Origin of the sequence: Cytobacillus firmus (genome assembly GCF_023612095.1) — a bacterium.
Lineage (GTDB): Bacteria > Bacillota > Bacilli > Bacillales > Cytobacillaceae > Cytobacillus.
This window is the reverse complement of the sequence record NZ_CP086235.1, coordinates 331,371-344,490: the sequence shown is the minus strand read 5'-3', so window position 1 is coordinate 344,490 and position 13,120 is coordinate 331,371. Positions and strand designations below refer to the sequence as shown.

The 13,120-nt window shown below is 45.9% G+C and carries 12 protein-coding genes and 1 pseudogene; 3 read left to right on the top strand and 10 right to left on the bottom strand.

The window, feature by feature from the left end; genetic code table 11:
- Nucleotides 1-13 precede the first annotated feature (13 nt).
- On the top strand, nt 14-970 hold the full coding sequence (uvsE, locus tag LLY41_RS01835) for a UV DNA damage repair endonuclease UvsE (RefSeq protein WP_304586755.1): 957 nt from the start codon (nt 14-16) through the stop codon (nt 968-970).
- Nucleotides 971-1,102: 132 nt separating this feature from the next.
- Here uvsE and LLY41_RS01830 read toward each other — a convergent pair whose 3' ends face one another.
- The 6 genes from LLY41_RS01830 to speE form a co-directional block, all read right to left on the bottom strand.
- Complete coding sequence (locus LLY41_RS01830; protein ID WP_304586754.1) at nt 1,103-2,005, bottom strand: DMT family transporter; 903 nt, start codon at nt 2,003-2,005, stop codon at nt 1,103-1,105.
- Nucleotides 2,006-2,367: 362 nt separating this feature from the next.
- A complete protein-coding gene (locus tag LLY41_RS01825; RefSeq protein ID WP_035328032.1) occupies nt 2,368-2,547 on the bottom strand; it encodes a XapX domain-containing protein in 180 nt (59 codons plus the stop codon).
- 128 nt (nt 2,548-2,675) lie between these two features.
- Nucleotides 2,676-4,343, bottom strand: coding sequence for an arginine--tRNA ligase (gene argS / locus LLY41_RS01820; RefSeq protein ID WP_095243191.1), 1,668 nt, complete (start codon nt 4,341-4,343; stop codon nt 2,676-2,678).
- The gene (locus LLY41_RS01815) at nt 4,330-4,782 is read right to left on the bottom strand and encodes a YwiB family protein (RefSeq protein WP_304586753.1); all 453 of its coding nucleotides are present in this window, start codon (nt 4,780-4,782) and stop codon (nt 4,330-4,332) included. Before LLY41_RS01815 ends, argS begins: the two co-directional genes overlap by 14 nt.
- A gap of 130 nt (nt 4,783-4,912) precedes the next feature.
- Entirely contained in the window at nt 4,913-5,785 is an 873-nt protein-coding gene (speB, locus tag LLY41_RS01810; protein ID WP_095243200.1) for an agmatinase, read from the bottom strand.
- 60 nt (nt 5,786-5,845) lie between these two features.
- Complete coding sequence (gene speE / locus LLY41_RS01805) at nt 5,846-6,673, bottom strand: spermidine synthase (RefSeq protein ID WP_095243190.1); 828 nt, start codon at nt 6,671-6,673, stop codon at nt 5,846-5,848.
- Nucleotides 6,674-6,932: 259 nt separating this feature from the next.
- On the opposite strand from speE, the pseudogene LLY41_RS01800 reads away from it, so the two are divergent.
- Nucleotides 6,933-8,995, top strand: a pseudogene (locus LLY41_RS01800) (transglycosylase domain-containing protein).
- 223 nt (nt 8,996-9,218) lie between these two features.
- Here the strand turns inward: LLY41_RS01800 and LLY41_RS01795 are convergent.
- Both LLY41_RS01795 and LLY41_RS01790 read right to left on the bottom strand, forming a co-directional pair.
- Nucleotides 9,219-9,731, bottom strand: a complete 513-nt coding sequence (locus LLY41_RS01795; RefSeq protein WP_095243188.1) for a YwhD family protein — start codon at nt 9,729-9,731, stop codon at nt 9,219-9,221.
- A gap of 37 nt (nt 9,732-9,768) precedes the next feature.
- Nucleotides 9,769-10,428 (bottom strand): site-2 protease family protein, encoded by a 660-nt coding sequence (locus LLY41_RS01790; RefSeq protein ID WP_095243187.1) that lies wholly within the window; start codon nt 10,426-10,428, stop codon nt 9,769-9,771.
- 184 nt (nt 10,429-10,612) lie between these two features.
- Between LLY41_RS01790 and LLY41_RS01785 the strand changes: the two genes are divergently transcribed.
- On the top strand, nt 10,613-10,798 hold the full coding sequence (locus LLY41_RS01785) for a 2-hydroxymuconate tautomerase (protein WP_304586752.1): 186 nt from the start codon (nt 10,613-10,615) through the stop codon (nt 10,796-10,798).
- 115 nt (nt 10,799-10,913) lie between these two features.
- Here the strand turns inward: LLY41_RS01785 and LLY41_RS01780 are convergent, their stop codons facing one another.
- Nucleotides 10,914-11,423, bottom strand: a complete 510-nt coding sequence (locus tag LLY41_RS01780) for a YwgA family protein (RefSeq protein ID WP_095243185.1) — start codon at nt 11,421-11,423, stop codon at nt 10,914-10,916.
- A 41-nt stretch (nt 11,424-11,464) separates the two neighbouring features.
- Nucleotides 11,465-12,766 (bottom strand): HD domain-containing protein, encoded by a 1,302-nt coding sequence (locus LLY41_RS01775; RefSeq protein WP_048009459.1) that lies wholly within the window; start codon nt 12,764-12,766, stop codon nt 11,465-11,467.
- Nucleotides 12,767-13,120 lie beyond the last annotated feature (354 nt).

The following is a 13,120-nucleotide window of genomic DNA, read 5'->3' as shown; positions in this document are numbered from 1 at the left end:
AAGGTGCTGCAAATTGAAAATCAGACTCGGGTATGTTTCCCATGCGATCAGCTTGTGGGAGGCATCTCCTGCCAGGACATTAACATTTACACGCTATCAGCAGCTGCCTGAGGAGGAAAAGCTGGACAAGCTGAAGGCCGTCACAGCGGTGAATCTGCAAAATACGCTGCGAATGCTTTATTTTAATATCGCCCATGAAATTCAGCTGTATCGGCTCTCAAGCTCCATAGTCCCTCTGGCCACACATCCGGAGGTGTTATGGGATTTTGTCACACCTTTCAAGGATAAATGGCTTGAGATTGGCGATTTGATAAAAAGACATGGTCTCCGTGTGAGTTTTCACCCCAATCAATTCACACTGTTCACCTCCCCGCGCGAGGATGTGACCCGGAATGCAGTTAAAGATATGGAATACCATTACCGGATGTTTGAGGCCATGGGTGTTGAAAAGAAAAGCGTCATCAACATCCATATTGGCGGGGCTTACGGGGACAAGCTCTCGACCATTGACCGGTTCCATGAAAACCTGAAGATGCTGCCGTCTCATGTCAAAGAGCAAATGACACTCGAGAATGATGATAAAACCTATACCGCCGATGAAACCCTCCTGGCCTGCCAGAAGGAAAACATCCCTCTTGTATTCGATTATCATCACCATATGGCGAACCTCAGCACCCGTCCTCTGGAAGAAATTCTTCCGGAGATTTTTCAGACATGGGACAAAACAGGACTCAAGCCGAAAATTCATATCTCCTCGCCCAAATCCGAAAAGGCCTTTCGGTCCCATGCCGACTATGTGGACCTGGATTTTATCCGGCCCCTTCTCGACGTGCTGAAAACCTTTAACCGGGATATCGATTTTATGATCGAGGCCAAAGCCAAGGACAAGGCTGCGCTTAAGCTGACAGAGGACATCAGCAGTATCCGCGGGGTGAAAAGGATCGGCGGAGCGGAGGTCGAGTGGAAATAGCGAAGGCGTTCCTGTTGCGGAACGCCTTTTTATTTTAACTGAATCTCCCTCACCTTCTGTCTCTGCTCCTCCGGCCACCAGGCTCCGCAGTCTGCGGAGACTACACAGGCTGCGCATTTTTTCAGATCGTGATTATCGTTTCCTCCATGAAAAATATTTCAGCTGACCATTCACCATGATCACTCCTATCATAATTATGATTCCGCCCATGATGCTTATGAAGAGGATTTTTTCACGAAGCAATAGAATAGCCGCTATAAAGGTAAACAGCGGTTCCATATAGATAAACATCGATACTTTGGAAGCTTCCAAAACCTCGAGTGCCTTAGACCAGTACCAGTAGCCAATCCCAGACACAAATATGCCCAGAAACAAAATATGGCCCCATTCTGAACCAGATAATAGATGGAATTTCTCCCATCCTCTATCTCTCAATAAAAAGGGAATTGTCAGCATGCAGCCAAGCAGACTCATATAAAAAGTGACCACAAGGGACGGAAGCTTAATATGCAGTTTTTTTACCAGAATGGAATATACGGCCCAATTCAGTGTACTTAGAATCATGAGGAAATATCCTATATTCATAGCAAATCCCAGTGTCTGGCCGCTCCTCGCTCCCGTTACCATGAGCACACCGGAAATGGCAGTTATAATGCCCAGTGTCTTCAGGAATGTCAATTTTTCATGAAGAAAGATCATGGAGAGAAGCACGGTAAAAACAGGTGAAAAAGAAATAATCCATCCCGCAGAGGAGGCGTCTATCGTCTCTAAGGCTGTGACCTGGATGACCTGATGGATGAAAACGCCAAGTACACCGAGAACAATTAAATGGGGAATATACTTAAACGGAATCTGGAGCGGATATCTTTTCAGGAGGAGCACAAGGAGCAGAAAAGCGGCTCCGATGGCAAACCGGAGCATGATTAATGTATAAGGGTCCAGCTTATCCAAAACCGCTTTCGTGGAGACAAAAGAGACTCCCCAAAAACTGATTGAAATAGTTGCGTAAAGTGAGGCTGCAAACTGTGGCTTCATGGGCAGGCATGTCCTTTCCGGAAGGGTTTTTACCATGATATGCCCGTCCGGATGTAACATGCAGTGTTTTTTTGGCGGTTTTGACAGGTTAGTTCCTAAATTTATCATTTGGCTGCTGATTTGGCTCGTTTGCTGACTAATTTTTTGAGAGTTGCTCTTTAGGTTTTAGTTTGCTGTCTGGATTTCGGTTTGCTTGCGGGGTTTGTTTGCAGTTTTCCGAATCTATTTGCTGAATTTCAAGGTTTATTTGCAAATATTCCAGATCTATTTGCTGATTTCCCTGGTTTATTTGCAAACCTTCCGGATCTATTTGCAAAGTTCACAATTAGAAAAAAAGATGTCCACACCTCACGTGGACACCCTTATCTCAATATCCCCTGCAGCCAGGGCAGAACCACTTCATATGCTTTAAACCCGAGGTAAATGCCGACAATCCCCATAATGCCGGGAAGCGCTGGCGGAGCAGGAATTGGCAGCTTCATGAAAGCAAAGACAAAGCCGACTACGAATCCTGTAAGAATGGATAAAAGAACGATTTTCATGAGACCCTCCTAAAATGACTTACTATGTTTTACCAGTTTCACAATATCCTTAAACATATGACTTTAGCTTCCCCTTTTTCGTCTAAAACATGAAAAAAGCCGGCACCAATAAGTGCCAGCTTCCATCATTACATTTTTTCCGGAGCAGATACGCCGATTAATTTCAGTGAGTTCTTCAAAGTAGTCTGAACCGTTTTGATCAGTGCCAGACGGGCTTTCGTTCTTTCCGGATTTTCCGCATCCAATACTTTTTCTGCATTGTAGAAGCTGTGGAAAGATGAAGCCAGTTCATAAATATAGTTCGTAATTCTGTGCGGCATGCGCTTTTGCGCTGCTTCGCCGACAGCCTGCGGGAATTCGCCGATCTTCTTCAGAACGTCGATTTCCTTTTCCGCAGAAATCAGGGAATAATCTGCCGCTTCTGCAGACATGCCCTGTTCCTCACCCTGGCGCAGGATGCTGGAAATACGCGCGTGTGCATACTGTGCATAGTAAACAGGGTTTTCATTGGATTGGGATACAGCCAGATCAAGGTCGAAATCAAGATGTGTATCCGCACTTCTCATCGCGAAGAAATAGCGTGTTGCGTCCAGTCCTACTTCTTCTACAAGGTCACGCATTGTTACCGCTTTGCCGGTACGTTTGCTCATCTTCATTTTTTCGCCGTTTTTATACAGATGTACAAGCTGGATGATCTCGACTTCAAGTGCATCACGGTCATAGCCAAGCGCCTGGATGGCCGCCTTCATGCGCGGAATGTAGCCATGGTGGTCAGCGCCCCAAATGTTGATCAGCTTTTCAAAGCCTCTTTCAAGCTTGTCTTTATGGTAAGCGATATCTGGAGTCAGATACGTGTAAGAGCCGTCATTTTTAATGAGGACACGGTCTTTGTCATCACCGAAAGTGGTGGAACGGAACCATGTAGCGCCCTCTTCCTCGTATATGTGGCCGTTATCCTTTAATGCCTGAAGGGCTGTGTCAATTTTGCCATTATGGTAAAGGGATGTTTCCGAGTACCAGACATCGAATGGAACGCGGAAATCTTCAAGATCCTGCTTCAGCTTCGCCATTTCATATTTCAGGCCGTAGTCACGGAAAAAGTCAAAACGCTCTTTTTCATCTGCATTTACATATTTATCGCCGTGCTCCTCAGCGAGCTTTTTGCCGATGCCGATGATATCTTCGCCATGGTATCCGTCAGCAGGCATTTCTTTATCCAGGCCAAGAGCCTGGAAATAGCGGGCTTCAACCGATAGAGCCAGATTGTTGATCTGGTTGCCGGCATCATTGATATAGTACTCACGGGACACATCGTAGCCGGCTTTGTCTAAAATGTTGCATAAGGAGTCGCCAACAGCTGCGCCGCGGGCATGTCCAAGATGCAGGTCCCCTGTCGGGTTAGCGGAAACAAACTCCACCTGGATCTTCTGATTGTTGCCAACTGTTGTTTCTCCGTACTGATCTCCTGCTTCCAGAACGGCCGGAATCAGATCAGTCAGATATGAGTTATTCATGTAAAAATTGATAAAGCCAGGTCCGGCGATTTCAATTTTTTCGATGGAAGCTTTTGAGCTGTCAAAAGAAGCAATAAGCTCTTCTGCAATCATTCTTGGCGCCTTTTTTGCCACTCGCGCCAGCTGCATTGCCATATTCGTGGAATAATCGCCATGCGACTTTTCCTTCGGGATTTCAAGTATCACATCGGGAATCTGCTCTTCCGCTGCCAAACCGGCTTTCACAACCGCATCCTTAATTTCCTGCTTTAATTTGCCTTGCACCTGTTCAACTATGTTCATTGTTCTCCTCCTCAAACGTAATCGCCAAATGGTATGTACCTGCCTGGGATCCTTGCATTTTCAGGTCGTATAAAATATCAATCGAACCTTTGCCGGATTCGCCATCATATTGATGGACCATCCGCTTGGTCACCGTACCCATCTCAAACACTCCGTACGGCGTCTCGTAGCTTCCGCGGAGCTTTTTATTCATTTTAAAAGGGAGCCTCATTTTCACGGCGCCGCTTCGTAAAATCAGCCCGTCTGCATCGGACATTTTTATAATCGTCTTTACTGTTCCCTGTTCCATCACTTCGTCATACTGAAGGAAACGGGCGGAATCTTTTATATAGTATCGGCCAAAAGCAGTCAATTCAAAAGTCTCTTTGCTGCCTCCACTGCGAATATCTGTCTTCACATTAATCTTCACAGGCATTTGTTCCGCTGAGCTACTGGACAACGGCAACACATCCTTTTCATCATATATAACTATATAAGTATAAATATTTGATGGGGAAAGTGCAAGAAGGTGACAGGTACCGCCCGAAATTTGTCGAATAAAAAAACGGAGACCTATGTCCCCGTTTCTTTTACTTAACCCATCCAAGAATCATTTCCCGAATCAGTTTGCTCGCTGTATTGGCCGTTTGTTCAGATGGGTCATAGATTGGCGCGACCTCGACAAGGTCAGCTCCCACAACGTTTACATCTGAATGGGCAATTTCATGAATAGAAGCAAGAAGCTCTCTTGATGTGATGCCGCCTGCGTCCACTGTTCCAGTACCCGGCGCATGGGCAGGGTCTAAAACATCAATATCAATTGTTACATAGACCGGACGTCCGGCAAGCTTAGGCAGAATCTCTTTCAATGGCTGGTGCACTTCGAATTTCGAGATGTGCATGCCGACTTCCTTCGCCCACTGGAATTCTTCTTTCATGCCGGAACGGATGCCAAAAGAATAGACATTGCCTGGCCCAATCAGGTCAGCTGCTTTGCGGATTGGTGTTGAGTGGGATAATGGCTCCCCTTCATAATCCTCGCGCAGATCTGTATGGGCATCCATGTGGATAATCGCCAGATCCGGATATTTTTTGTACATCGCTTTGATGACAGGCCAGGAAACGAGATGCTCTCCTCCCATGCCTAGCGGGAATTTACCCTCAGCCAGAAGCTGATCGATAAACTCTTCAATCATATCGATGCTTTTCTGCGGATTTCCGAATGGCAGTGGAATATCGCCGGCATCATAATATTTTACCTCTTCAAGCTCACGGTCCAAGTATGGGCTGTACTCTTCAAGCCCGATAGACACCTCGCGGATACGGGCAGGGCCGAAACGGGATCCCGGACGATAGCTGACCGTCCAGTCCATCGGCATGCCATAAATGACTGCTTCACTTTCTTCATAACTAGGATGGCTTTTAATAAACACATTGCCTGAATAGGCTTCATCAAAACGCACCAAGGTCATCCCTCACTTTTTCTGTATTCAGGAAGGCTGCTCTGAGTAGCAGCCTGTCCATTACTTCACTAAGTCTGCAACAAATTTAGGCAACACAAATGCCGCTTTATGCAATTCTTTTGTGTAGTATTTTGTTTCGATCTCATGGAAGCGCTCCTCGCTTACTTCTAATGGATCGTATTTTTTAGAGCCGATTGTGAACGCCCACATCCCGCTTGGGTACGTAGGAATGTTGGCAGTGTAAAGACGTGTGATCGGGAAAATTTCTTTCACATCGCGCTGCACGTTGCGGATAAGGTCCGCTTTGAACCACGGGTTGTCAGACTGGGCCACGAAGATGCCGTCTTCTTTAAGAGCTTTAGAGATCCCAGCGTAGAAGCCCTTAGTGAATAGGTTTACCGCAGGTCCTACCGGCTCAGTTGAGTCTACCATGATTACATCATACTCATTTTCGCTTTCAGCAATGTGCATGAAGCCATCGCCCACCTGTACATCTACGCGCGGGTCATCAAGCTTGCCTGCAATCTCAGGAAGGAATTTCTTTGAGTACTCAATTACCTTACCGTCGATATCTACAAGAGTCGCCTTTTTCACGCTTGGGTGCTTAAGGACTTCACGGATAACGCCTCCGTCCCCGCCGCCTACTACAAGAACGTTTTCAGGGTTTGGATGTGTGAACAAAGGAATGTGCGCAACCATCTCATGGTACACAAACTCATCCTTGATTGAAGTCATAACCATGTCGTCAAGAAGCAGCATATTGCCCCACTCTTCTGTTTCCACCATATCAAGCTTCTGGAATTCTGTCTGTTCTGTATGTAAAGTACGCTTCACCTTCATCGTAATGCCAAAGTTCTCTGTTTGTTTCTCTGTAAACCAAAGTCCCATTCTTTAATCATTCCTTCCATAAAAAAAATGAATTATCACTAAAGAGCAGCAAAAAGCATTTTCATCTTTTATACTTCCCTAACATGTAAATAACAAACACAGAAAAAGTATAGATGAATCTAGCAAAATTGCAAGAAAAATTTCGCTTTTTAATAGAGAAGATGTTTAAAATCGGACTGTTTTTTCAATACTAAGGATATGTACTTATGCTTATTTTATTTTTCGCATTGCACTTAGAAAGATTCAGGGGGTGCCACACTTGGAATTAATGACCGATCAGCGATTCAGAAAAACAATGAAATATTTGCGTGCATTTCTCATTATTAGCTTAATAGGAATGGCTTTAGCTGCTGTAATGATTGGGGGCATTCTGGTATATGCCAAAATCCTGGGACCGCCGCCGCTCGCTGTTCCGCAGTCGACTTTATTTTTCTCTGAAGATGGCACGGTGATCGGAGAAAGCCACAACGGGCAAAAGCGCTACTGGGCACCTCTTGATGACATCAGCCCGCATCTGGTTGATGCGACGGTTTCGATTGAGGATAAAAATTTCTTCGATCACAATGGCTTTGATTATAAAAGAATTGCCGGTGCCGCTCTCGCTGACCTCAAAGCAATGGCTAAGGTTCAGGGGGCCAGCACCATCAGCCAGCAGTATGCCCGCAACCTGTTTCTCGAGCACGAAAAAACCTGGAAGCGGAAGCTGCTTGAAGCTTTTTATACCATCAGGCTTGAGATGAATTATACGAAGAAGGAAATCCTTGAAGGCTATTTAAATACGATTTACTACGGCAACGGGGCTTATGGAGCACAGGCAGCTAGCCATTTTTATTTCGGGAAGGATGCCAAAGAGCTTACATTGGCTGAGGCGTCCATTTTATCCGGAATCCCTAAGGGTCCTGGCATTTATTCGCCATTTGCATCAGCGGAAAAAGCAGAACAGCGGCAGAGGGTGATTCTGCAGACGATGGTGAAAAACGGGATGGTCAGCCAAAAGGAGGCAGATCTTGCTGCGGCTGAGGAGCTTGATCTTGTCGGGGAGCATATGCACCGCCGGGCGAAAACAGCCCCCTATTTCCAGGATGCGGTCCGCAATGCTTTAAAACGCAGCTGAAGCTGGATGACCGGACCATTGAATTAGGCGGATTAAAGGTTTATACCACTTTGGATCTGAAGGAACAGGAAATCGCGGAAGAAACAGTGGATAAGATGATTTCAAAAGACTCGGAGATTCAGGTCGGGGTTGTGGCCATGAATCCGAAGAACGGATATGTGAAAGCGATGGTCGGCGGCCGGGATTATGAGGAGAGTCCCTTTAATCGGGCAGTCCAGGCCGTCAGGCAGCCGGGATCGACGATCAAGCCGCTGCTTTATTACGCAGCATTGGAGCAGGGATTCACCCCTTCCACCCCCATCCGAAGCGAGCAGACGACGTTCCGCTTTGAAGACGGCACACCGGACTACACACCGCATAACTTCAACAGCAAATATGCGGATGACGAGATCACAATGGCCCAAGCCCTGGCTTTATCTGATAATGTGTATGCAGTGAAGACCCATTTATTTTTAGGAGAAGACACGCTTGTCAATACAGCCAAGAAATTTGGCATCACTTCTAAAATGGCGAAGGTTCCTTCTCTGGCACTCGGCACATCGGGTATGAGAGTCATTGAGCTGGCGAACGCCTACAGCATGTTTGCCAACGGCGGGAAAAAGATATCACCGGTGCTGATTAAGCGCGTGGAAAATCATAAAGGCGAAGTCATCTATGAGCAGGAGCCGTTCCAGATGAAGGTTCTGAAGCCGGATCTCGCCTTCGTCATGACTCATATGATGACGGGAATCTTTGACCGGAAGCTGAACGGCTATGCCCAGGTAACGGGAAGCACCGTTATCAATGATATGACCCGCCCGTACGCCGGCAAGTCGGGCTCAACCGAAACGGACAGCTGGATGGCCGGCTTTACACCGCAGCTGGTTACCGCAGTATGGACCGGCTATGACAAAGGCCAGGTTATTACAAAAACCGTTGAAAAAACGTATGCCAAAAACATTTGGATCCGGTTCATGGAACAAGCCCATAAAGGGAAGCCAGCCAAGGAATTCAAAGCCCCTAAAGGCACAGCCGGCGTCTACATCGACCCCGCAAACGGAAAAATAGCCGGGGAAAACTGCCCCGTCAAGCGCCTTACCTACTTTGCAGAAGGTACAGAACCTGCGGAATACTGTACAGACCACCTGAACCACAAAAAAGAGGAAAAGTCAGAGCAGCCTGAAACGAAGCCGGAGACACCTTGGTATAAGAAGTTGTTCCGTTGGTGACAGGTACCTATACCACTTCACTCAACTGGTATAGGTACCTGTCACCTTAATAAATATAAAATGAAAAACCCCGGGGTCCGAATCCCGGGGTTTTTCGTGTCCTAGTGCTATACTGTGCCTTCACACTGTTAATTAGTTTACTTTTTTTACGGGAATTGTACAAGTAGTTAGAAAATCACGTCAAAAAAATGTCACAATTTCGTCACAAAATTAGACTTTTTTTCTAAATGGCTTGTAAATCTGTTTTTAGCTGTTCCGCCGATCTTTCCCACATGCCAGCATCATGGTTTTTCAGGAAATCGACCAGCACTTTTTTGGATTTTTCGTCCATATGATCCACAATGATATGTCTTTTAATCGATTTATCCATGCGGTTCACATGCTCGGGAAGCGATTTGTAGCCCCGGCGAATCTCCCTGTCGACCGTCATTTCGCAGGCCGTAACGCCTGCATAGTAGGCGCCTCCCTCTTTGCGGTCAATGGTAATCCAAATCAGCCAGTACGGCTTTCCGTTGGGCACTTCCTCTTTGCTTTTCAAAAACTTGATGCCTTTTTCCACTGGACTGCGCGCATGCATGGCACCCACTTCAATAGACGCCTCCGCCGCATCCACATCAATAATGACCGGTGTCACATTATCAAGGCTAAGAGTCCCTACCCCGAATCCGCCATGCCCATCAGTCGGGTCGCTCTTGATAATATTAAAATCGACTTTCTTTTTCTTTTTTTCTTCCATCTTCACGTCCTCCTATCCAAGTACTGTGTTCTTATTATTATGTCATAAATAATTCATAGAAAAAATCATTTAGGCCGCTCGCCAAAACCGGCAATACGGTGTTAAAAATCGGCTGGATGGTGTATTGATCCAGCGGTGTAATGACAAGGATCAGAAAAATAACGGAGCCGTATGCCTCAAACCGGGTCATTTTCGGGCGAATATGGGCCGGTGCCAAATCCTCGATAATTCTGTAGCCATCGAGCGGCGGAAACGGCAGCAGGTTAAATACAAACAGCACTAAATTCAGCTGAATAAAAATATTCAGGAAATCTGCCACAAACGCTGGAAACGAAGCTGCGAGCCCTGTTCCGGCAAGGGCATACCAGATGAAAAAGCCCAGAACAGCCATCACCAGATTGGATATCGGCCCTGCAATGGAGACCGAGATCCCGGCAAGCTTCGGATTTTTGAAAAAGAAGCGGTTGACCGGTACAGGCCTGGCCCATCCGAAACCGGCAATAAAAATCAGGATCGTCCCAATCGGATCCAAATGCTGCATGGGATTTAACGTTAACCTTCCCTGATTTTTTGCAGTGGGATCGCCAAACTTATAAGCCATATAGGCGTGGGCAAATTCATGAACCGTAAAGGCAATCATCAATGTTACCGCCACATAGGGAATCTCCCTGAGAGAAAACGCCAAAAATTGTTCCAAAAGCCAAAACTCCCTCTCCTGCCGGCTAAAAAAGCCAGGCTTTATTTATACATACTATGTAGGAAAAGCCGCTGCTATTTACCTAAAAGTATACATGAACGCCTGGTCAAAGGGAATCAGGCTTGCACATTGCAGGAAAAAGTGGAAAAATACAAACAAGCATACATAATGAGGAGGAAAAGAAATGCCATACGTAACCGTGAAAATGCTTGAAGGCCGTACGGAGGAACAGAAAAAAGCGCTCGCTGAAAAAGTAACAGCGGCCGTCAGCGAAACAACTGGTGCACCAGAAGACAAAATCGTCGTATTTATCGAAGAAATGACCAAAAATCACTATGCTATCGGCGGAAAACGCTTAAGCGACCAGTAGAATTGCGTAAAAGAGGCAGTTTCCTATAACGGAGACTGCTTTTTTCTATGGGTTTTTGCATAATGAGCGGCTTTATTTGCGGATAGCCTTTTCAGCAAAAAACAAAGCCGGGCGCTCAATGCAGCCCGGCTTTTTCTCTTAAGCTTTCAATATATTGATACGCCTGTTCCACTTCTTCATCCGTGTAGCGCTGTTTGCTTTTCAGGGTAAAGACCTTTTCTTTCACTTCTTCTTTTGGCAGGTCATTGAAATAAAGGACCGTTGAGACGAGTTCAAGGAATCTGGCATTCTGGCCGTTCATGTCGAGCAGGCAGTCCTGGAGGCTCGGCATCTCGACTGTGTTGATGCCTAAAAATTCCTTGCCGGTTTCAGTGAGCGTGTACCGATACTGATAGTAGCCTCCCTTTTTTTCCTTAACTTCGTTTAAGAATCCCATGTTGCAGAGCTCTTCGACCCTTAGTGTCAATTCTTCCGAATATGGACCGTAAAAGTGAAATTGAAATCTTTCCTGAAAGGGAAATGCGATGTTTTTGGCGATATAAATCATTTTCTGCAGCTTTTTCCGTCCCACGATTTCTTCAGAGACTGCAATGGCGTGCATTAGTTTGGCGTGATCCTTTAACAAAGCTCTTCATCTCCTACTCCGTTTTTTCCCGTATCTATGTTTTAGTCGATTTCCAGCAGCATTTTAATCTGCTTTTTAATGTTTGGTTTTTTGCTGTCGTCTGCAATAAAATCAGCCGGAAAGTACAGCTTATGATCTGTTCGGCGTTTCCCTGAAATGGCATCTACGATCTCTGATTCACGGGAAAGCTCGCGGATATCCCCATTTTTCAGCAGCAGATGAATCGGCAGTCTTTCTTCTTCCTCGCCCGGACGGTAAAAATCATAAGGCAAATCTGATGAAGAATCGACGACCAGATAATATTCAGGATCCATGCCTGCCTTTTTAAACAATGCCGACAGCTCTGCCAGCTTCTTGTATTCTTTCGCCGGGTCGAATTCGACATATTTATATAAATTCCTGTCCATAAAGCGGCAGCAGAGATCCTTCAGAATCGGATCTTCTTCCTCCTGCCACATCTGAAAATAATAAAGAATAATAGCTTCATCAAGCTTTATATAATCCTCAAGAGTGATTTCCCCATTGAATAAAGAATAAAAATGGATCGGATCATATTTAAATTTGTATTTCTGTTCATGCAGATCTTTTGCGCGATGCAGGATCTTCGTCAGGATGACCTCTGCACTGCGGGTAACCGGGTGGAAATACACCTGCCAATACATCTGGTAGCGGCTCATTATGTAATCCTCAACAGCATGCATCCCGCTCTGCTTAATCACGACCTGGTCTTCCCGCGGTCTCATGACACGCAGAATCCGCTCCATATCAAAATGGCCATAACTGACACCGGTAAAATAAGCGTCCCGCTGCAGATAATCCATCCGGTCCGCATCAATCTGGCTGGAAATCAGGCTGACGACCAGCTTATTTTTAGACGTTTTGGCAATCACATCCGCCACTTTCTGCGGAAAATCGGCACTTACCCTTGTAAGCACATGATGGACCTCGGTGTCTCCGAGAATGATCGCCCTCGTATAATGCTCATGATCCAGGTCGAATACTTTTTCAAAAGAGTGCGAGAACGGACCGTGCCCCAAATCGTGGAGAAGTGCCGCGCATAAAGTCAGGATGCGGTCTTCTTCATCCCATTCCGGCCTTCCCAAAAAGACATCATCGGAAATGCGGCGCACAATCTCGTAAACTCCGAGCGAGTGATTAAAGCGGCTGTGCTCAGCACCATGGAAGGTTAAATAAGTTGTCCCGAGCTGCTTAATTCTTCTGAGGCGCTGGAACTCTTTTGTCCCGATTAAATCCCAGATGACTCTGTCCCTGACATGTATGTACCGATGAACAGGGTCTTTGAATACTTTTTCCTCATTTAACTTTTCCGCTGAATATGCCATTCCGTACCCTCCGCTTTTCCTGTTTCCACGCAATCCGAGCTTGTTGTTCCCAATTTCTGGCGTATACCTATTATATCCCGATTAGGGTGTCAATTCATCACAAAATTCACCGTTTTTCATGGCAGTTCGACAGAAACCGCGATACAGCAATCATCTGGCCAAGAAATATTTTTCGACTTTTCTAAAAACAATATTGCCTCCTAAGTCTATTTACCAATCACGGCTAAATCATAAACTCAGGCAAAAAATAAAATCACCTCAGGACAGGAGTCAGGGTGATCTTTATTTACGACTATGTATAAAATTTTGAACGTCGATAACTGTCCAGCTCCAGGCGCCATCGGCTCGAGGTCA

What these genes read in the sequence shown, in the direction of transcription:
- LLY41_RS01830 (WP_304586754.1), bottom strand. Translation starts at nt 2,005, where the DNA reads ATGAAGCCACAGTTTGCAGCCTCACTTTACGCAACTATTTCAATCAGT.
- LLY41_RS01825 (WP_035328032.1), bottom strand. Translation starts at nt 2,547, where the DNA reads ATGAAAATCGTTCTTTTATCCATTCTTACAGGATTCGTAGTCGGCTTT.
- argS (WP_095243191.1), bottom strand. Translation starts at nt 4,343, where the DNA reads ATGAACATAGTTGAACAGGTGCAAGGCAAATTAAAGCAGGAAATTAAG.
- speE (WP_095243190.1), bottom strand. Translation starts at nt 6,673, where the DNA reads ATGGGACTTTGGTTTACAGAGAAACAAACAGAGAACTTTGGCATTACG.
- LLY41_RS01795 (WP_095243188.1), bottom strand. Translation starts at nt 9,731, where the DNA reads ATGGAAGAAAAAAAGAAAAAGAAAGTCGATTTTAATATTATCAAGAGC.
- LLY41_RS01785 (WP_304586752.1), top strand. Translation starts at nt 10,613, where the DNA reads ATGCCATACGTAACCGTGAAAATGCTTGAAGGCCGTACGGAGGAACAG.
- LLY41_RS01775 (WP_048009459.1), bottom strand. Translation starts at nt 12,766, where the DNA reads ATGGCATATTCAGCGGAAAAGTTAAATGAGGAAAAAGTATTCAAAGAC.